This is a genomic window from Actinomadura sp. NEAU-AAG7, from assembly GCF_018603865.1.
Classification (GTDB): domain Bacteria; phylum Actinomycetota; class Actinomycetes; order Streptosporangiales; family Streptosporangiaceae; genus Spirillospora; species Spirillospora litoris.
In genome coordinates, this window is the sequence record NZ_JAHFZY010000001.1 from 308,564 (window position 1) to 327,747 (window position 19,184).

The following is a 19,184-nucleotide window of genomic DNA, read 5'->3' on the forward strand; positions in this document are numbered from 1 at the left end:
GGATGGTGGGAGCCCGGTTCGGATACGAGGGGCTGCGCTCCAGCCAGGTCGCCGAGGCGGCCGGGGTGAACCCGCAGACCCTGCGCTACTACGAGCGGCGGGGGCTGATCGCCGAGCCCGCGCGGAGCCTGGGCGGCCACCGCCTGTACCCCGCCGAGACCGTGACCCTGCTCCGGGTGATCAAAACCGCGCAGCGGCTGGGCTTCACTCTGGAGGAGATCGGCGAGCTGCTGGAGACCGGCGCCCACCGCCACCGGCCCCCGGAAACCGGTCTCGCGGTGCGCGCACAGGCCAAACTGGCCGAGGTCGAGGCCAGGATCGCCGACCTGGAGGTCATCGCCGGCAGCCTGCGCGAGGCGCTGAACGCCGGATGCGACGACCTCATGGCCTGCTCACGCGAACCCCGCTGCCCGCTCCCCTTCGCCGCGCTGGCCACCGACCACCGCAAATCGCGGGAAGGGTCTTGAGAAATCCTCACAGCGGTCGGAGCCGTGCGGTGGCGCCACGGCACGGCTCCGACCGCTGTCCAGGTCAGCAGGTGACGGCGCGCGTCACCTTCGTGAACCGCTTCATGCCCCTGTTGTAGTTGAAGTTGTAGACCCCCCGGTAGGTCTTGCCGCGGGCGCAGCCGCGCAGGCCGGTGTCGCTGACGGCGTGCTCCCACCTCTCGACGCGGGGGCCCGTGTAGACCGTGACCCAACGGCGCCCGTCCTTGCGCTGGACGCGGGACTGGACCGCCACCCGGACCCTCTTGTTCCTGGTCGTGTCCGTGATCTCGCCCCGTGCGCGGATGCGGTGGGTCCTGCGGTTCACCGTGAGTCGGATGTTCCACTTGGCCGTGTACCGGGTGTTCGCCACCGCCCCGTTCTGGGCGGCGTCGGCGGCGTCGGCGCTCTCGGCGTTCGCGCTGGGCCCGGCCACGAGCATTCCCGCGGCGAGGACCGCGCCCACTCCGGTCACGACGACCCGGCGGCCGGGGAGCATCGGCATGGTCATGTAAGCCTCCTGTGACGACGCGACATGGTCGGCCGCGTCCGCATGGATCACCGCTCCGGACCGAGCGGCTCACGCATCACCGTGACCGATCGGGAAGCCATTCGAAAGGGGTTCACCGCAGCCCCGCCGAACTGGTGGACGAGAACGCGCGAACTCGCGCGAACTCGCGCGTTCCCGCGTTTTGGCACAGTCCAGAAGGGTCCGGTCCCGCGTTTGCGCGCATAGTGTTTGCGACCAGTCCAACGGCGGGGCACACTTCTGGCACGGGAGCAGTAACAGGGGGAGTGATCAACGTGGGCAGCGATCCGATCAACGCCTTCTACGGCCGACTCGCCGCAGTTTTCGGTAGGTGCGGGCGCGGCACGTACAGCAAGTTGGAAACATACGGGGAGCAGCTTGAGGTACCGGTCCGATTGCCGAAAGGAACCGTCCGGGGTTGGCTCACGCAGCGCAGGGCGCTGCCCGACGCCGTGCAGTTCGCCACGATGCTGCGCTACTTCGAGTCCACTCCCCACGCCCTCCAGGACGACGACCTGGAACTGCTGCCGCGGCTCTACCAGGACGCCCTCGAACACAAGAACGGCGCCTTCTACTCCCCCAGGCCCCCCGCCGAGGACCCGCCCACCGACGACCCGCCGCCGGTGACCGGCGTCCCGATCGTCCTGCGGGTCGAGGCGCACGCGCGGGCCCAGGCCGACGGCGGCTTCCGCGTCGCACGCACCGCGATCTGGGCCGGCGCCGCGTTCGGCCTCGGCGTCGTCTTATCCACGGCCACCGTCGTCTCGGGCTCCTCGCAGGCCCGCTGGGTCGACCAGTCGGCCCCCGCCCCGCCGCCCTCCGCGCCCCAGGTCGTCGCCGCCACGCCCGACGCCCCGGACACCACGTCGCCCGAGCCGAAGCCGGAGCCGAAACGCTCCACCCAGCGCCCCGCGCCCGCGCCTTTGCCGGCGCGCCCCGTCCCCCGCCATGTGCGTCCCGCGCGTCCCAAAGCCCGCAAGCCCCCGGTGCCACCCACCTCGACGCCCGAGAAATGGCAGTGCACCAGCGTGACCGCCGAGACCGCCGCCGTCTACGAATACTCGGACACGGGCAGCGAGGTCATCCAAGAGAAAGCGCGCGGCGAGGTCATTGAGGTCGTCCGCTGGACGGACACCCCACAGGGCTGGGTCATGGTGGCCATCTGGAAACCGCACCAGTCCCACTACTGGATGCAACGAGGAACGCTGGGCCCATTCCGCCCCTCCCCGACCCACTGCAAAAACGACTGATCGCTTCGGCCTCAGTCGAAAAGTTCCTCGGCGGTTTCAACGGAAGCGGCGCGCAGGATCCAGCGCTCAAGCTGGTCGAGGTCCTTACACGCGCTGATCCGCTCACGAACCCCGTCGGACACCGGAACCCCCCGCGCCCCCAACATGAGCAGCAGCGCCTTAGCCTCCCCCTTGGCCTCGCCCTTGGCCACTCCCGTAGCCTCGCCCTTGGCTTGGCCTATGGCTTCGCCCTTGGCCAGGCCCACGGCTTCGCCTTCGGCCTTGTACTTGTTCGCGTAGTCCTCCAGCGTTGGGAGGCCGGTCTTCCTCATGGACTCCTCCAAGAGCTTGCGAGCGACTTCGGAGAGTTGTGGCGCGACGTGTTCATGGTATAGCTGGCGGGTGTCCTCGGGCAGGGCCCCCAGCGCTATGGCCAGGCTGTTCAGGACGGTTTCGGCGCAGGGGCCGTCCTGGTGGGCGACGGCGCTGAGCACGGCGAGTTCGGGGAGGCGCCGGGCCGTGGCCTCGTCGGCGACCGGGGGTACTCCCTCGGGGGACAGGGTCAGGGGCTTCAGCACCCAGCCGGGATGGCCCATGTCGATCGGGACGGCGCAGCCGCGCGCGGTGGCCTGATCGGGGCAGATCACCAGGAGGAGGACCGGGCACTTGCGGCGCAGGCGCAGCGAGGCCAGGTAGGCGGGCCAGCTGTAGGACTTGGCCTCCTTGACCCGTAGCTGCGACTCCACCACGACGCCGAGGGTCGGGGCGTCCGGCTCGCCGAGCAGGACGGTGGCGTCGCAGCGGAGTTCGGCCGGGTTGGTGTCGGCGTAGGACTCCGACGTCAGCGTGGCCGGGCTCTCCTCCGGGACGTCGATGTGGAAGACGGTCCGTAAGAGTTCGGGGACGAGTTCCGGCCGGTTGCGGACCATCTCCAGCGGGAGCTCGTGCAGCTTTGTAGGCACGGCCGCAAACTAGCAGTAATCAAATGACTACGCAAAGTTTGCGTCACCGGCGGTAACGGTTGAGGTGTCCGGCCAGGCGGTCGCGGCGGGCGGGATCGTCGACGCCCTGGCCTTCGGCGGTGGCGGCGCACAGGACCGCCACCTTGCCGACGTGCTGGTTCGTCTGGACGGCGCGGGTCGCCTGCGGCGCCTCGTCCAGCGGGAACACCGTGGAAACGGTCGGGTGGAGCATGCCGAGGGCGATCAAACGGTTGGTCTCGACGGCCTCGTGGTAGTTGAAGCCGTGCGAGCCGATGATGCTCTTGAGCCGCATCCAGAGGAAGCGGTTGTCGTACTCGTGCCGGTAGCCGGTCGAGGAGCCGCAGGTGACGATCTTGCCGCCGCGCCCGGCGACGTAGACGGACGCGCCGAACGTCTCGTGGCCGAGGTACTCGAACACGATGCCGGGGTCCTCGCCGACGAGGCGGCGAATGGTCTCGCCGAGGATCCGGCCCGCCTTGGGGTGGCGCAGGCCCTGCTCGCCGAGGTCCAGGTCGGTGCGGTTGATGACGTGCTCGCACCCCTGGGAGCGGACGAGTTCCGCCTTCTCCTCGGACGAGACGACCGCCACGGGGATCCCGCCGCCGTTGCGCACCAGTTGCGTGGCGTACGAGCCGAGGCCGCCGGTGGCGCCCCAGACGAGGACGATGTCGCCCTGTTTCATCCGGGCGCCGTGGCGGCCGACGAGCATCCGGTAGGCGGTGGCGGCGCACAGGGTGCTCGCGCCCGCCTCCTCCCAGGTGAGATGGGCGGGTTTGCGGATGAGCTGGTTCGCCTTGACCACGCAGAACTCGCCCAGTGAGCCGAAGTTCGTCTCGAATCCCCAGGCGAGCTGGGATTCGCTCATCATGCCGTCGTCGTAGGAGCCGTGGTCCTGCTCGTCCACGTAGGAGGGGGAGAGCACGACCTTGTCGCCCGCCTTCCAGCGCCGCACGCCGGGGCCGGTGCGGACGACGACGCCCGCGCCGTCCGAGCCGAGGACGTGGTAGGGCAGGTCGTGGCGGGCGCCGTGCCGGCCCTGGCGCCCGAACCTCTCCAGGAACGCGAACGTCGGGACGGGCTCGAAGATCGCCGACCAGACCGTGTTGAAGTTGATCGCGGCGGACATGACGGCGACGACGCACTCGTCCGGGGCGAGTTCGGGCATGTCGACCTCGCCGACGTGCAGGGAGCGCCGGACGTCCTTGTCGGCACGGCCGTCGAAGATGCCGACCTCGTCCTTGCGGGTGAACGCGGCGCGGAACCGCGCGGGGAGTTCGATCTCCCGCAGCTCGGGTCCGCTCGCTCCGGACCGGACGGCGTCGAGCAGGTCGTGCGAGGAGCAAAGGTGGACCATGGGGGGTTCCTCCGTGGGGGTTTCCTCAGCGGGTGGGGGCGGGCCGCGCGAGTTCCTGCTTCAGGTGCGCGGCGAGGGTCTCCACGGCCGGCGGGTCGAGCAGGTTCAGATGGTGCGCCCCGGGGATCGGGACGACCTCAAGGTCCGGGCAGTACGCGCCGAAGCCGTTGGTCCCGTCGAGGACGTACCGCGCGTCCTTCACCGTCCAGGGCGTCTCCTCCGGTGCGCGATAGAGGATCACGCGTCCGGAGTAGGGCTTCGGTTCGTACGTTTCCAGGGATCTCGTGTCCTGGTGGGACGCGAGCTGGTGGACGAGGGCCTCCGGGGGAAGGCGGTCCGCCAGCGGCGCGGCGCGCTCCATGACCAGGGCGAGTTGCGCCCGCTCGTCCAGCCCGGCGAGTTCGTCGTAGGAGAGGGCCACATCCAGGCCGTAGGTGGCGTTGATGTGGCGGACGAACAGGGCGAAGCGGCGGGCGAGGGCGTCGGACTCGTCGGCGACGGGGAGCGGGAGGCCCGCGTCGAACAGCGCGACCAGCTCGACCTCGCGTCCGGCCGCCGTGAGCTGCCGTGCCGTCTCGTAGGCGAGGACGCCGCCGAACGACCAGCCCCCGAGCCGGAGCGCTCCGTCGGGCCGGACGTCCCGCAGGTGCCGGACGTACCGGGCCGCGCGCTCCTCGACCGGCGGCGCGTCCTCGAACCGCTCCAGACCGTGGATGCTCTGGCCTGGCCCAAGAAGACCGGCGAGCCCGCGGTAGCAGGCGGTCGTCCCGCCCGCCGGATGCGCGACGAAGAGGGCCCCGCCCTCACTCGCTGTCCGCCCCGGCGCGATGCCCTCCCGCGAACTCGGACCGTCCGCCTTCTCGGGGGTGGTCAGGGCCAGTCGGGCGGTGGTCCAGTCCGCGAACGTGTTCACGCTCGCGCCCTGGAGCAGGACGGACGGGGGAACCGTCAGCCCCAGGTCGTGTTCGACGGCGCTTTTGATCCGGACGGCGAGCAGCGAGTCCAGGCCGAGGTCGGTCAGTGGGACGGCCGGGTCCAGGTGGGCCGGGGCGTAGCCGAGGATGGCGGCGATCCGGTCCCTGAGTCGAGCGGCGATCATCGTGCGGGCGGTGGCGGGGTCGAGGCGCTGGAGTGCGGCCGCGCCCGGCCACTCGCTCGGGGAGGGCACCGACGCGAAGTACGGAATGGACCTGATCTCGGGGAAAAACTCGACAGCCGCGTAGGCGCCGAAGCGCAGGACGCCCGTCGCGGGCATCCCGTGGACGATCAGCGCCTCCAGTGCCTCCGTGCCCTCCGCCGGGCTCATCGGTTCGAGCATGGGGACGGCGGTCCCGTGGGGTGACCATGTGCCCCAGCTGATGGTGGTTCCGGGGCGGCCGTTCGCGCGGCGGTAGGCCATGAGCGCGTCGACCGCCGCACCGGACGCCGCGTGGGCGGCCCGGCCGGGTGCGGCGAGCAGCGCCGCCGCGGAGGAGTACGCGACGAGCCAGTCGAGGTCGAGGTCCCAGGTGGCCTCGCTGATCCGGCGGGCGCCCTCGGCCTTCGCCGTCCACACCCTGTGGAGAACACCCGGGCCGGGAGCGTCGTCGCCCGCGGCGTGGACCACCCCGCGCAGCCGCGCGCCGCCCTCGCCCGCGACGCGGATGAGGCGTTCGGCGGTGCCGGGGCGGGCGATGTCGCCGAGGACGACGCCGACGTCCACGCCGTCCTCGCGGAGGTGGGCGATCACCTTCTCGGCGTCGGCGCCGGGGCCAGAGCGTCCGGACAGGACGATCCGCCCGGCGCCGCGCTCGGCCAGCAGTCGCGCGGTGAGCAGGCCGAGCCGTCCGTAGCCGCCGGTGATCACGTAGGCGCCGCCGCGCCGGACCATGCGTCCGCGCCTGCCGTCCGGCGGCGGCAGGGCGGCGCGCGCCAGCCGCGCCGCGTACCGGGTGCCCGACCGCCAGGCGACCTCGCGCGCCGCGTCGCCCGCGAGCAGTTCGGTCACCAGGTCGGCGGGGCGGTCGGCGTCCACGAGCGTCGTCCGCTGGGCGGGCCGCTCGGACGCCAGTACGCGGGCCAGCGCGCCGACGCAACCGTGGCCGGGTTCGCCCGCCTCGCCCTCCAGAACAGGAAGCGCATTGCGGGTCGCTATATATAGGCGCGGCCCCTCGGGGAGGGAGCGGCTGATGTCCGCGATGGTGAGGACGAGCCGCTCGTCCACCAGATCGGCGGACGGGATCAGCACCACGCCGTCCGGCAGGCCGGTGGTCGACCGTTCGCGGGTGACGTGGCGGCCCGCCGCCTCCAGGCCGGCGGTGGTGGCCGCGGCGAGCGCGTCGTCCTCGTCGGAGAGGATGAGCCAGGTGCCGCCGGGCCGGGGCGGTGCCGGGAGCGGCGCCCTGACCCAGGTGTGTTCGACCAGTTTGTCCGCGACCGGCACGGGCACGTCGTGGCGCTCGACGCGCCGCAGGACGATGCCGGTCGCCTCGGCGAGGATGCGTCCCTCCGGGTCGAGGAGCCGCAGGGAGCCGGACATGCCGTCGTCGTCCTGGACGACCTCCGCGCGGACCCGGCCGCCCCGATGGGTCGGCCCGTGGACGCGCAGCACGTCGATGGTCTCGGCCAGCCACACTCCGGGCTCGACGGCGCCCGCCTCCGCGGACAGCACCGCGAGGCAGCGTCCGAACACCTCGGGATGCAGGCGGTAGCGGCCGCGCTCCGCTCCCGCGACCTCGACGCCGCCCGCGCGGGCGGGGAGGGCGGAGACGAAGGGGGCGCGATGGTCCTCGCCGACGTCGGCGCTGGCCAGCCGCACCCAGGTGCCCGCCGGGGTCTGCGCGTGGATCTCCACCCGCTGCTCCGCCTCGGCGAACGTCGTGGTCACGGTCGTGTGGTCGGCGAGCGCGAGCGGACGCTCCATCCACAGGCCGTTGACGCGGACGTCGCCGGTGCCGAGCGCCTCGGCCCCCGCCGCCAGCGCCATCTCCGCGAACGCCGCGACCGGCAGCGCGTGCAGACCGTGGACGGCCGCGTCCCGCAGCCAGGGCTGGACGGCGAGGCCGACGTCGGCGCGCCAGGCGTGCCGGTCCTCGCCGGGCAGTTCGACATGGGCGCCGAGCAGCGGGTGTTCGTCGGACGTGGACACGCGGCGGCGCAGGTCAGCCCAGTGTCGGGTGTGTCGCCACGGTGGGAGCGGCACGTCCGTGACCCGTCCGCCGGGGGCGGCGGTCGGGTGGCCGTGCGCGGCGAGGAGGGCCAGCCGGGTGTGGAAGGTCAGCGTGTCGTCCCGGGCCCGTTTCAGCGTGTGCGTGACGAGCGCGCCGGTGCCCTCCAGTGTCTCCGTCATCGCGTGCGCGAGGATCGGATGCGCGTTGACCTCGATGAACGTCCGGTGGCCGTCGCCTGCGGCCGCCGCCACCGCCTCCAGCAGCCGGACGGGTGCGCGCAGGTTCGCGGCCCAGTACTCCGCGTCGGGCACGGGCGCGGAGCGCGGGTCGTCCAGCGCGGTGGTGTAGCGGACGATCCCGTCGGCGAGGGGTGTGCCGGGGTCGGCGCCGACGCCCGCGAGGAGTTCGCGCAGGTCGGGCAGCAGCGGGTCGACCTGCGGCGAGTGGCCCGCGCCCTCGGCCTGGACGGGCCGGGCGAGCCGTCCCTCCGCCTCGGCGCGGGCGACGACCTCGGCGACCTGCGCGGCGTCGCCGGTGACGACGGTCTGGCCCGGTGCGGCGTGGACCGCCGTGTGGACCTCGGGGAGCCCGGCGGCGAGCAGGCCGGTCTCCCGCGCGGACGCGCCGATCACCGCCATCGCGCCGCCGGACAGCCGCGCCAGCAGCCGGGACCTCCGGCAGATCACCTTCACGCCGTCCTGGAGGGTGAGCGCGCCCGCGACGACCGCCGCCGCGACCTCGCCCATCGAGTGTCCGATGACCGCGCCGGGCGTCACGCCGTAGGACGCCCACATGCGGGCCAGCCCGATCTGCACAGCGAACAGGACCGGCATCGCGACGGACGGCCCGTCCTGGATGCGACCCTGTTCCAGCAGCGTCCACAGGTCGGGGCCGTTCTCGTCGGCGAACAGGGTGTCGAGGTCGTCGATGGCCTCGGCGAACGCGGGCTCCTCGTCCAGCAGCCGCCGCGCCATGCCCGGCCACTGCGCGCCGTACCCCGAGAACACCCATACCGGACGGCCGGGAGCCCCGTCCGCCGTGCCCGCGACGACGTCGGGGTGCGGGCGGCCGTCCGCGAGCGCGGTCAGGCCCGCGACGAGCCCGGCCCGGTCGCGGGCGGTCACGGCGGCGCGGGAACGGCCGCGTCCGGTGCGCCTCCCCATGGTGTGGGCGACGTCGGCGAGGGCGGCGCCATCGCGGGTACCGAGCCATCCGGCGAGGACGGCGGCGTGCTCGCGGACACGGGCGTCGTCGATGTCCGACAGCGGGAAGGTCCGCACCGCCGCACGCTCGGTGGGCGGCTCGGCGGCAGGCGCCTCCTCCAGGATGACGTGCGCGTTCGTCCCGCCGAACCCGAATCCGGAGACCCCGGCCCGCGCCGGTCGGCCGCGCTCCGGCCACGGTGTCCCGGCGGCGGCGACCGCCAGCCGCAGCTCGCCGAACGGGATGTGCGGGTTCGGTTCGCGGTAGTGGACGGTCGGCGGGATCATCCGGTGGTGCAGCGCGAGGACCGCCTTGATGAGCCCCGCGACGCCCGCCGCGGATTCCAGGTGCCCGAGGTTCGACTTCGCTGAGCCGAGCAGGAGCGGCTCGCCGGGCGGACGGCCCGCGCCGAGCACCGCGCCGACCGCCCCCGCCTCGATCGGGTCGCCCAGGAGCGTGCCCGTCCCGTGCGCCTCGATGTAGTCGACGTCGTGGACGCCGACGCCCGCCGCCGCGTACACCTCGCGCAGCAGCGCGCGTTGCGCGCCGGCGTTCGGCGCGACGAGCCCGTTGGAGCGGCCGTCGGAGTTCACGCCGGAGCCCCGGACGACGGCGAGCACCCGGTCGCCGTCGCGCGCCGCGTCGCGGAGGCGCTTCAGGACGACCGCGCCGCAGCCCTCCGCGCGGACCATCCCGTCGGCGGACGCGTCGAACGGCTTGCAGCGCCCGTCCGCCGCCGTCCCTCCGGCGAGGTCGAAGGTCCTGGTGACCATGGGCGACAGCAGCACGTTCACGCCGCCCGCGAGCGCCACGTCCGCCTCGCCGCCGCGTAGCGCCCGCGCCGCGAGGTGCACCGCGACCAGCGACGACGAGCACGCCGTGTCGACGACCAGGCTGGGTCCGCGCAGGTCGAGCAGGTAGGACAGGCGGTTCGCGACGACGCTCGGCGCCGCGCCGGTCGCCGTGAACGGTTCGAGCGAGCCCGGGTCGGACGCGGTGAGCGCCGCGTACTCCGGCGCCGACACCCCGACGAACACGCCGGTGCGGCTCCCGCGCAGCGACGCCGGGGCGATGCCCGCGTGCTCGAACGCCTCCCACGCCACCTCCAGGACGAGGCGCTGCTGCGGGTCCATCGCCGCCGCCTCGCGCGGGGCGATCCCGAAGAACGCCGCGTCGAAACCGGCGATGTCGGACAGGAACCCGCCGTGCCGCGTCGTCCGCGCGAGCAGGTCGCGGGTCTCGGGGGAGCCGTCGTCGAAGGCGTCCCAGCGGCCGTCCGGGACCTCGCGGATCGCGTCGCCGCCTCCGGTGAGGAAACGCCAGTAGTCGCGCGGGCCGGTGAGGTCGCGGTCGCCGCCGGGGAAGCGGCAGCCGATCCCGACCACCGCGATCGGCTCGTCTCCGCCGGGCGCGCGGCCGCGTTCCGGCCCTGGTGAGGCGGTGGGCGGGTCGTCCGCCAGGGCCTCGGCGAGGCCGGTGATCGTCGGGTGCTCCCAGACGAGCGTCGCGGGCAGGGCCCGGCCGAGCATCCGCTCCAGCTCGCCCGCGATCGCGACCGCGTCCCGGGACGCGAGGCCGAACTCCTCCAGCGGGCGGTCGGTGTCGACCTCGCCGCCGGGGATCCCGGCGCGGCGTGCGACCTGCTCGACCAGGTGCCGGCGGATCGCGTCCGCGCGGGTCCTGGCGGCTCCGGAAAGATCATTGCTCTGCATGCGGCGGGGTTCCCCTTGTGAAAACCGGGATCTTTCATCAAGGCAGAGGGAGAGGCGACTTGTCCTAAGTTGCCCGTCTTATGATCCGGACCCGAACCACCTTTCCCCCTTCGCGCCGAACACGGTGATCACAGGACTCCGAAGTGACCATTTCGGACCGATGGGATAGTTCACCCACTCAGCAGGTCGCTCGGAAGCGTGTGACCGGTTACAAACCTGTAGTGACAATAGCGAATGGTGGTTTTAGGGGGAAGCGGCGAATTTCCCGGGAACACGGGGACGGGTGGGCCGGGTGACGCGCGGCGGGTACCGGTGGACGCTCGCGGTGGTCGCCGTCGGCGCCTTCATGATCACGATGGACAACACGGTCGTCACCGGCGCGCTGCCCACGATCATGCGCGAGCTGCGCCTGTCCGACGCCGCGCGGGACTGGGTCGCGACCGGCTACATCCTGGCGTTCGCCTGCCTGCTGGTCGCGGGCGGGCGGCTCGCCGACGTCCTCGGCTGCCGCGCCACGTTCGTCGCGGGCATGGCGGTGTTCACCGCCGCGTCCGCTGCCTGCGGATTCGCCACCGGGGCCGGTCCGCTGATCCTCGCGCGCGTCGTGCAGGGCGCCGGGGCCGCGCTCGCGCTGCCCGCCACCCAGGTCATGATCACCGTCGGGCGCGACGACCGGCGGCGGACGGTCGGCACCATCGTGTGGGTCGGCGCCGCGTCCGTGGCGACGGCGGCAGGCCCGGGGGTGGGCGGCCTGATCGTCCAGCACTGGGACTGGGGATGGATCTTCCTCATCAACCTCGTCCCCGGGGTGCTCGTCATACTGCTCGGGCTGATCGTGCTCACCGGGAGGGAGGGGAAGAGTGGCGCGCGCGTCGACCTGCCCGGCCTCCTCGTCTCCGCGGTGACGTTGTTCTCGTTGACGTTCGCGCTTGAGCACGGCGGGCGGCACGGCTTCGGCGACCGGGCGGCGCTCGGCGCGCTCGTGGCCGCCGCCGCCGGGACGGCGTGCTTCGCCTGGGTCGAGCACCGGGCCGCCGACCCGATGATCGACCCGCGCCACCTGCGCGACCGGGTCTTCGCGGGCGGGCTGGCCTCGCAACTGCTCTACGGCGCCGGCTTCAACGGGATGATCTTCTACTCGGCGGTGTTCCTCCAGCGCTACCTCGGGTTCTCGCCGCCCCGGGCGGGCCTCGTGCTGCTGCCCCCGGCCATCGCGGTCATGCTGCTGACGCCGGTCGCGTTCCGGCTGGCCGACCGGTTCGGCCCGCGTCCGGCGATCGGCGGCGGGCTCGCGGTCATGGCGTGCGGCATGGTCTGGTTCTCCACGATCCGGCAGGGCGACGGCTACACCGACCTCATGCCCGGCGTCCTGGTCGTCGGCGTCGGCGCGGCCATGGGGATGCCGCTGATGGTCTATGTGCTGAAGGCCGTCCCGGAGGAGCGGGCGGGCGTCGCGAGCGGTGTCGTCAACCTCGTCCGCGAGGCGTCCGGCGCGTTCGGCATCGCGATACTCGGGCTGCTCGTCCAGCACGTCCCCGCGCCGGGCGCGAGCGCCGCCGAATTGGAGAGGTTCCGTGACGGAACGGCGTCGGGTCTGCTGCTCGCGGCCGTTCTCGTCCTGGTCGGCGGGCTGATCAGCGGCCTCACCCTACCCCGGCGGCGCGCCTCCGAATTCTGAGGAAGTCCGCCGTTCGGACGCCGCACGAAATCCCGATTCCGGAGAACGGCGCCGCGTTCTTCATTCCAACCCGGGAGGCTTTTCCCAATGGAGGTCGAGGGGGCCGGTGGAATCGCGTTCGCGTAGATCCATATGGGCGTGCAGGGCGGCGAGCGGACGCGGCAGCCACCAGTTCGCGGCGCCCAGGAACCGCATCGTCGCCGGGACGAGGAGCGAGCGCACGAGCGCCGCGTCCACCGCCACGGCGACGAACATGCCGGCGCCGATCAGCTTGACGACCGTGAGGCCCGCCGTCGCGAACCCGCCGACGACGACGAGGAACAGCAGCGCGGCACCGGTGACGACGCCGCCGGCGCGCTGCATGCCGGACGCGACGGCGGCGCGGTCGTCGCGGGTGCGGTCCCACTCCTCGCGGATCCGGCTCAGCAGGAACACCTCGTAGTCCATGGACAGGCCGAACACGACCGCCAGGACCAGGATCATGCTGGTGGCCTCGACGCCGCCGGTCGGGGTGAAGTCCAGGACGCCCGCGAGGTGCCCCTCCTGGAACCCCCACACGATCGCGCCGAACGACGCGCCGATCGACAGGACGTTCATCGCGATCGCCTTCAGCGGCAGCACGATCGACCGGAAGAACATGAACAGCAGGACGAACGTCGCGAGCCCGACGACGATCGCCATCTTCGGCAGTGTCCGTGCGAGGCCGGCCATCAGGTCCATCCGCGTGGCCGTGCCGCCGCCGACGTCGACGTGCATCGGGTAGCCGTCCCTGGACAGGCTCATCCGGCGGACCGTCCGCACGAGGTCCCGCGCCCGCGCGTCAAGCGGGTCATAGCGGTGCGTGATGGAGATCCGCGCGCCCCCGTACTCGCCGGAGTAGCCGGTGAACCGCGCGTCCGTCACGCCCGGCAGCGCCCCCAGCCGCCTGCGGAAGTCCTCCAGATAGGGAGGGACGGTCGTGCGGCGGCCGGGCTTCCACCCGCGCGGGACCAGGTCGCCGGACACGACCACGTCGATCGGCTCGGCGGCCCCGCCCGGGAAGTCGCGCTCGACCGTCTCCGCGACGGTTCGCGCGCCGCTGCCCTCGGGCAGCACCCGAGCGTCGATTCCCACGAACCGGACGCCCAGGAACGGGACCGCCATCACCCCCAGCACGACGAGCACCGCCGCGAAGTACGGCAGCGGACGCCTCATCACGCTCCGCGCCAGCCGGTACCAGAAGCCGCCGTCCGGGTCGCGCCGCGCTCGCCCGGGGCCGCGCCAGGGCATCCGCCCCCATTCGACGCGCGGGCCCAGGAGCGCCAGGCAGGTCGGCAGCAGGACGGTCGCGCCGAAGACCGCGACGGCGACCGTGGCGATCCCGGCCAGGCCGATCGTCCGGAGGAACATCTGGGGGAAGAGGAGGAGCCCGCCAAGCGCGGCGGACACGGTGACGCCGGAGGCCACGACCGTGCGTCCGGCGGTGGCCATGGTCGCGCCGAGGGCGTCCTCGCGCGGCGCGCCGGGCCGGCGGGCGAGTTCCTCGCGGAACCGGCCGACGACCAGCAGCGAGTAGTCGATCGCGAGCCCGGCGCCCATCATCGTGACGACCTCCGGCGCGAACGAGGTCACCTCCGCCGCGTAGGTCACCGCGTGCAGGACGGCGAGCCCGCCGAGGATCGCGAACATCGCCACGAGCAGCGGCGGCACCGCCGCCGCGAACGCGCCGAACAGCATCGTCAGCAGCAGGAGCAGCGGCAGCGCGGTGATCGTCTCGGCGTGCACGATGTCGGCGGCGGCCTGCTCGCCGAACTCCTTCGCCAGCGGGACGGCGCCGCCGAACCGCGCGGTCAGCCCCGGCGCGCGCAGCCGGTCCCGCACGGCCTCGTAGTTCTTCAGTTTCGCGGGCTCGTCCGCGCCGCGCAGTTCCAGCGCGACGAGCGTCGCGTGCCGGTCGCGGGACACCAGCGAGCCCGCCCTCACGCCTTCGGGGGCCCAGTAGGTGACCGCCTGTTCGACACGGTCCCTGGGCAGCCGCGCGGTCGTCATGGTGATGGCGCGCTTGAAGCGCGGATCGTCCGCCTTCATGGTGTCGCTGCGATACAGGACGAGGACGTCGGGGTCCGTGCCGCCGAAGTAGGCCCGGCCGAGCCTGTCGGCCAGCGCCGACGACGCGCGCGGGTCCTCGAAGCCGCCGGACTTGAACCTGGCGAACACGCCGGGCCCGAACAGACCGGGCCCGAACGCGCCGGCCGCGCCCGTCAGCACGATGACCAGGAGCAGGAAGGCCCATCGCCGCCGGTGGACGAGCCGCCCGAGCCCCTCAAGCATCCGGACGGGCCGCGAGGCGCGCCCGCGTCGTCGGCAGCGCGCCGGCGAGGTAGCGCCGCCGGGTGGCGTCCCGCGCGACCTTCCCGCTGGACGTGCGGGACACCCCGCCCGGCTCGACCAGCACGAAGTCGTGGACGCTCATCTCGTGCCCGGCGCTGACGGCGCCGCGCACCGCCGCCGCCACCTCGCGCGGGTCGAGCCGTCCGAGCGGGACGCGCCGGTTGCGCTCGGCCACGACCACCAGCCGCTCGGTGTCCGGTCCGGGCAGGGCGAACGCGGCGACATGCCCCGGGCGCACGGCCGGGTGCGCCTCCTGCGCGGTCATCTCGATGTCCTGCGGGAAGTGGTTGCGGCCGTCCACGATGATCAGGTCCTTGATCCGTCCGGTGACGTAGAGCTCACCGTCGTGGACGACACCGATGTCCTCCGTCCGCAGCCACGGCCCCGGCGGCAGCCCGCCGGGGTCGGCCAGCTCGGCGCCGAACGTGCTCCGGCTCCGCTCCTCGTTCCGCCAGTACCCGCGCGCGGTGTTCGGGCCGTGCACCCAGATCTCGCCGAGCCGGCCGTCCGGACGCTCCACGCGCGTCTCGGGATCGACGATCGCGACGAGCTGCCCGGACGGGCGTCCGCACGACACCAGCTCGCCCGTGCCTCCCGGGCGCAGTTCGTCGCGGGTCAGCGCGTCCCGGTCGACGGCGACCACCCGGGGCGGACGGTCCTCGGCGGCGGCCGTCACGAACACCGTCGCCTCCGCCAGCCCGTACCCCGGGGCCTGCGCGCCCGGACGCAGCCCGGCGGCGGCGAACACGTCCGCGAACCTCGCCAGCGTGGACGGACGGACCGGCTCCGCGCCGTTCAGGCACGTCGTCAACCCCGACAGGTCGAGCTTCGCGACCCCCTCCGGCGACGCCGTGGACGCGACGTACTCGTATGCGAAGTTGGGCCCGGCCGTATAGACGTTCCTCCCGGGACGCCCCGCGACCAGCTCCAGCCACCGCAGCGGATTCTTCAGGAACGACAGCGGATCGGTGTAGACCGCGTGGGCGCCCCGCACCAGCGGCAGCGCCAGCGTCGCGACCAACCCCATGTCGTGGAACAGCGGCAGCCAGCTCACCAGCTCCGGATCCGGTCCGCGGGGCGCCCACCGCGCCCACAGCTGCGCCGCGTTCGCGGTCATGTTCCCGTGCGTGATCTCCACCCCGGCCGGGCGGCGCGTCGACCCCGACGTGTACTGGAGGTAGGCCAGATCGTCGAACCCCGTGGGCTCGTCCTGCCAGCTCCCCGGCCCGGTCTCGTCGGCCAGCAGGATGTGCCCGGGACGCGGGACGTCGTGGTCGGCCAGGAACCTCTCCACGTGCGGGAGCGCGCTCCGCGTCGTGACGGCGATCGCCGGCTCGGCGTCCGTGTACGCGCCGAGCAGCCGGTCGGCGTGCCCCGGCAGGTCGGGCGAGAACAGCGGAACCGCGATGACGTGCGCGTACAGGGCGCCGAGCATCGCCGTCACGTACTCCAGGGACTGCGGCAGCAGCAACGCCGCGCGCTCCCCCGGGCCCGCCGCCCGCCGCAGCCCCGCCGCCGTCGCCCGCGCCCGCCGCTCGGCCTCCGCCCAGCTCAGCGTGCGCGCCGCGCCGGACGGGTCGAGCGCGTAGTCGACGAAGGTGAAGGCCGGGGCGTCCGGCCGGTCCCGCGCCCATCGCGCCAGCCGCTCGATCAGCGGCGTCCGCTCGGCACCGCCGGGGAGGAGTTCGGGAAGCAGCGAGCCTAAGGCCATCAGTCAGCTCCGGGGGGACGGGCCGCCATGATCGTGAGCCGCCCAGGGGGTGGACACGGCGCGATAGTAGCCCGCGATCACCGGGCGCGGCGGCCCTTTGGTCCCCTCATTGCTGCCGAAAATCCAGCAGATAGCCGGACATTTCCCCATGTCCCAGGCGGTCAGTCCGACGCGAAGATCCGCTCCATGATGCCCCTGCGGTGCCGTCCCTGATAGGTCGTGTCCGGGTTCTCCCCGTCCGGCAGCGTGGCGAGGTACTCGCTCTCGGCGTCGATGAGCTGCTCCAACTCGCCCCGGTCGAGGAAGACGCCCTTGCAGCCCGGACACTCCTCGATCACGACCCCGTGCCGCTCATGGGTGTCGAGCCCCGCCCCGCACTTCGGACACAGCAGCGTCGCCTCAGACATACCGGACCCCCTGTCGGTAACGACTACGTTCACCGTCAGTCGGTCAGCTTAGTGACACCATCGTCCAAACGGCATTCCAGCAGGACATTCCCCCGCCGAATCGCGTGTCCGGAACCGGCGTGCCCCGCCCGCGCGCTACGCGTCGGCGCCCTGGTCGGGCGTCCGCCTGAACAGCAGGCGCCGCCTCCACAGCCCGACGCACGCGGCCCCCCACAGCAGCCCGATCTCGGCGATGAGGACGATCCCGAGCACGAGGGCCCAGTCCGTGCCGTCGCCCTCGTCGTCGGTCGCGGCCGGTGAGACCAGCGTCATCTGCTCCCCGTTCGGCCGGGGAGCCTGCTGCTGCTGCGCGGTCACCGGCGGCAGCACCACCGCCTCCGGCGGACGGGGCGCTACCGACATCTGCGGCGCGACCCCCGGCGCCGCATGCGTGGACGGCGCGGCGTCCTCCTCCAAAGGCCCTGTTTCCAGAGGCTCCCCCTTGGACGAGGGCTTCTTGAAGGACGGCTTGCCGCTGGACGCCGTACCGGAACTCACCTTCGGCTTACCGCCGACGGACGATTCGGGCTTCCCGCCCACCGCCGGTATGCCGTTCCCCTTGGGCGTCCCACCAGCGGACGGTTTGTGATGCGACGTGGCCGGTCCCCCATGCGAGGTCGGCGTTTCACCGGAGGCCGACGGCTCGCTGGACACCGGCGGCTTCCCACCGGGGTCCGGCTCGGCGGGCGGCGCGACCCCTTCGGACTGCGCGGGCTTCTCCGTAGCGCAGGAATGGTCGTCATGAGTCGCCTTGCCATGCGTGCCGGGTCGAGTGCCGCCGGGCTTCGCTCTCGGCTTCGCCTTGGGCTTCGCGGCCGAGAGGTTGATGACCGTGCGCACGGTCCGCGTGGAGGCGTTGTTCGCGGACGCGACAAGGGACACGTTCAGCGCCTTGGACGTGAGCGCCGACGCGGGCACCCGCACGACCGCGACGCGCTTCACGGCCGACTTGCCGACATCGCCCAAGCGGCAGTCGACATCCTGGCCCGACAGCGCGCAGCCCTCCGAGTGCCTCGTCCATGACATGGGCCGGTCGGCGGTGAGGCGGACGGCGGTGCCGTGCGCGGTCCCGCCGGTCGCGCGGACGAGGGCGATGTAGGTCATCGCGTAGTCCGGGCCCTTGCCAGGGGCGGGGACGGCGGTGAAGTCCGCGACCAGGCGGACGCCCGCTCCCGTGCGGGCCCCCGCCGCCGGGGCCGCGATCGGTACGACGGCGAGCACCCCGCCCGCGACGATCGCACCCCAGCGTCTCTTCCGTGCCCCCCTGCGCACCCGTTCCCCCTCGCGGTCGTACGTTGCCAGGGGGGCGGCGGCTCCGGGCGCCGGGCGTAGACAGTCCTGCCCGATCATGACCATGAGTAACGCGGCACCCGCGTTTCGTATACCGAAATCAGTTCTCCGTAGAATCGGGTGACCGAAAGAAGGGGGCGCAGGTGGCGGAGGCCGTACGGTCGCTGGAGCGCGCGTTCGACCTGCTGGAGCATCTGGCGGACGCGGGCGGCGAGATGGCGCTCTCGGAGCTGACGGAGGCCTCGGGCCTGCCGATGCCGACGATCTACCGGCTGATGCGGACGCTGGTCAACCACGGATACGTCCGGCAGGAGCCGTCCAAGCGCTACGCCCTCGGCCCCCGGCTGATCAGGCTGGGCGAGGGGGCGAACCGGCTGCTCGGGACGTGGGCGCGACCCGTCCTGGCGAGGCTGGTGGAGGCGACCGGCGAGACCGCGAACATGGCCGTGCTGGACGGCGACGAGGTCGTCTACGTCGCCCAGGTGCCCTCCAGGCACTCCATGCGGATGTTCACCGAGGTCGGGCGCCGCGTCCAGCCGCACTGCACCGGCGTCGGCAAAGCGCTGCTGTCGCAGTTGCCTGAGCGGAGGGTCAGGGAGATCCTCACCCGCACGGGCATGGACGCCCACACCCCCCACACCTACACGGACCCCGACGTCCTCGTGGCGGAACTGGAGCGCATCCGCGAACAGGGCTATGCGCTGGACGACGAGGAGCAGGAGATCGGCGTGCGCTGCATAGCGGTCGCGCTGAGCGGCGGCCCCGCGCTGACGGCGCTCTCCGTGTCGGGCCCGTCCGCGCGGATGACCCGCGAGACCGTCGCCGACGTCGCCCCCATCATGCTGGCCGCCGCCGAACGCTTCGCGAACGAACTCCGCCCCGCCTAGAGCGCGCCGCGAAGTGGCCTCGGCCATCGCGCGGGCGCGTTAGCTGACCGGTGGGGGCGAAGCCGGAGGCGAGCCCCCACCGGGAAGATCGCGAAGCGATGCCGCGCCCGCCAAGGCGCGGTCAAGGTACGAGCCGCCAGGCGAGTGGCTTGGGCCGG

The 19,184-nt window shown here is 73.0% G+C and carries 12 protein-coding genes; 4 read left to right on the top strand and 8 right to left on the bottom strand.

Features of this window, described 5'->3' with window-relative positions; all coding sequences use genetic code 11:
* Positions 1-2: 2 nt before the first annotated feature.
* On the top strand, positions 3-467 hold the full coding sequence (locus KLI87_RS01375; protein WP_156217295.1) for a MerR family transcriptional regulator: 465 nt from the start codon (positions 3-5) through the stop codon (positions 465-467).
* A 64-nt stretch (positions 468-531) separates the two neighbouring features.
* On the opposite strand, the gene KLI87_RS01380 is transcribed toward KLI87_RS01375, so the two are convergent.
* The gene (locus KLI87_RS01380) at positions 532-996 is read right to left on the bottom strand and encodes a hypothetical protein (protein ID WP_156217294.1); all 465 of its coding nucleotides are present in this window, start codon (positions 994-996) and stop codon (positions 532-534) included.
* A gap of 413 nt (positions 997-1,409) precedes the next feature.
* Here KLI87_RS01380 and KLI87_RS01385 point away from each other — a divergent pair, with 413 nt between their 5' ends.
* Positions 1,410-2,264, top strand: a complete 855-nt coding sequence (locus KLI87_RS01385) for a hypothetical protein (protein ID WP_214615518.1) — start codon at positions 1,410-1,412, stop codon at positions 2,262-2,264.
* An 11-nt stretch (positions 2,265-2,275) separates the two neighbouring features.
* On the opposite strand, the gene KLI87_RS01390 is transcribed toward KLI87_RS01385, so the two are convergent.
* The 3 genes from KLI87_RS01390 to KLI87_RS01400 are packed head-to-tail and all read right to left on the bottom strand — an operon-like array spanning position 2,276 to position 10,644.
* The gene (locus KLI87_RS01390; RefSeq protein ID WP_214615519.1) at positions 2,276-3,205 is read right to left on the bottom strand and encodes a hypothetical protein; all 930 of its coding nucleotides are present in this window, start codon (positions 3,203-3,205) and stop codon (positions 2,276-2,278) included.
* Between the two features lie 43 nt (positions 3,206-3,248).
* Positions 3,249-4,580, bottom strand: a complete 1,332-nt coding sequence (gene ccrA, locus KLI87_RS01395) for a crotonyl-CoA carboxylase/reductase (RefSeq protein WP_214615520.1) — start codon at positions 4,578-4,580, stop codon at positions 3,249-3,251.
* A gap of 25 nt (positions 4,581-4,605) precedes the next feature.
* A complete protein-coding gene (locus KLI87_RS01400) occupies positions 4,606-10,644 on the bottom strand; it encodes a type I polyketide synthase (RefSeq protein ID WP_214615521.1) in 6,039 nt (2,012 codons plus the stop codon).
* Positions 10,645-10,936: 292 nt separating this feature from the next.
* Here KLI87_RS01400 and KLI87_RS01405 point away from each other — a divergent pair, with 292 nt between their 5' ends.
* Entirely contained in the window at positions 10,937-12,322 is a 1,386-nt protein-coding gene (locus KLI87_RS01405) for an MFS transporter (RefSeq protein ID WP_214615522.1), read from the top strand.
* A gap of 60 nt (positions 12,323-12,382) precedes the next feature.
* Here KLI87_RS01405 and KLI87_RS01410 read toward each other — a convergent pair whose 3' ends face one another.
* The 4 genes from KLI87_RS01410 to KLI87_RS01425 form a co-directional block, all read right to left on the bottom strand.
* The gene (locus KLI87_RS01410; protein WP_214615523.1) at positions 12,383-14,632 is read right to left on the bottom strand and encodes an MMPL family transporter; all 2,250 of its coding nucleotides are present in this window, start codon (positions 14,630-14,632) and stop codon (positions 12,383-12,385) included.
* Positions 14,625-16,403 (bottom strand): fatty acyl-AMP ligase, encoded by a 1,779-nt coding sequence (locus KLI87_RS01415; RefSeq protein ID WP_214615524.1) that lies wholly within the window; start codon positions 16,401-16,403, stop codon positions 14,625-14,627. The genes KLI87_RS01410 and KLI87_RS01415 overlap by 8 nt, the downstream gene beginning before the upstream one ends.
* Before the next feature lie 161 nt (positions 16,404-16,564).
* Positions 16,565-16,810 (bottom strand): zf-TFIIB domain-containing protein, encoded by a 246-nt coding sequence (locus tag KLI87_RS01420; protein ID WP_156217287.1) that lies wholly within the window; start codon positions 16,808-16,810, stop codon positions 16,565-16,567.
* 135 nt (positions 16,811-16,945) lie between these two features.
* A complete protein-coding gene (locus KLI87_RS01425; RefSeq protein ID WP_214615525.1) occupies positions 16,946-18,121 on the bottom strand; it encodes a hypothetical protein in 1,176 nt (391 codons plus the stop codon).
* A gap of 161 nt (positions 18,122-18,282) precedes the next feature.
* Here KLI87_RS01425 and KLI87_RS01430 point away from each other — a divergent pair, with 161 nt between their 5' ends.
* On the top strand, positions 18,283-19,026 hold the full coding sequence (locus tag KLI87_RS01430; protein ID WP_214615526.1) for an IclR family transcriptional regulator: 744 nt from the start codon (positions 18,283-18,285) through the stop codon (positions 19,024-19,026).
* Positions 19,027-19,184 lie beyond the last annotated feature (158 nt).

Coding starts and splice junctions, on each gene's coding strand:
- KLI87_RS01375 (WP_156217295.1), top strand. CDS start 3: ATGGTGGGAGCCCGGTTCGGATACGAGGGGCTGCGCTCCAGCCAGGTC.
- KLI87_RS01380 (WP_156217294.1), bottom strand. CDS start 996: ATGACCATGCCGATGCTCCCCGGCCGCCGGGTCGTCGTGACCGGAGTG.
- ccrA (WP_214615520.1), bottom strand. CDS start 4,580: ATGGTCCACCTTTGCTCCTCGCACGACCTGCTCGACGCCGTCCGGTCC.
- KLI87_RS01400 (WP_214615521.1), bottom strand. CDS start 10,644: ATGCAGAGCAATGATCTTTCCGGAGCCGCCAGGACCCGCGCGGACGCG.
- KLI87_RS01410 (WP_214615523.1), bottom strand. CDS start 14,632: ATGCTTGAGGGGCTCGGGCGGCTCGTCCACCGGCGGCGATGGGCCTTC.
- KLI87_RS01415 (WP_214615524.1), bottom strand. CDS start 16,403: ATGGCCTTAGGCTCGCTGCTTCCCGAACTCCTCCCCGGCGGTGCCGAG.
- KLI87_RS01420 (WP_156217287.1), bottom strand. CDS start 16,810: ATGTCTGAGGCGACGCTGCTGTGTCCGAAGTGCGGGGCGGGGCTCGAC.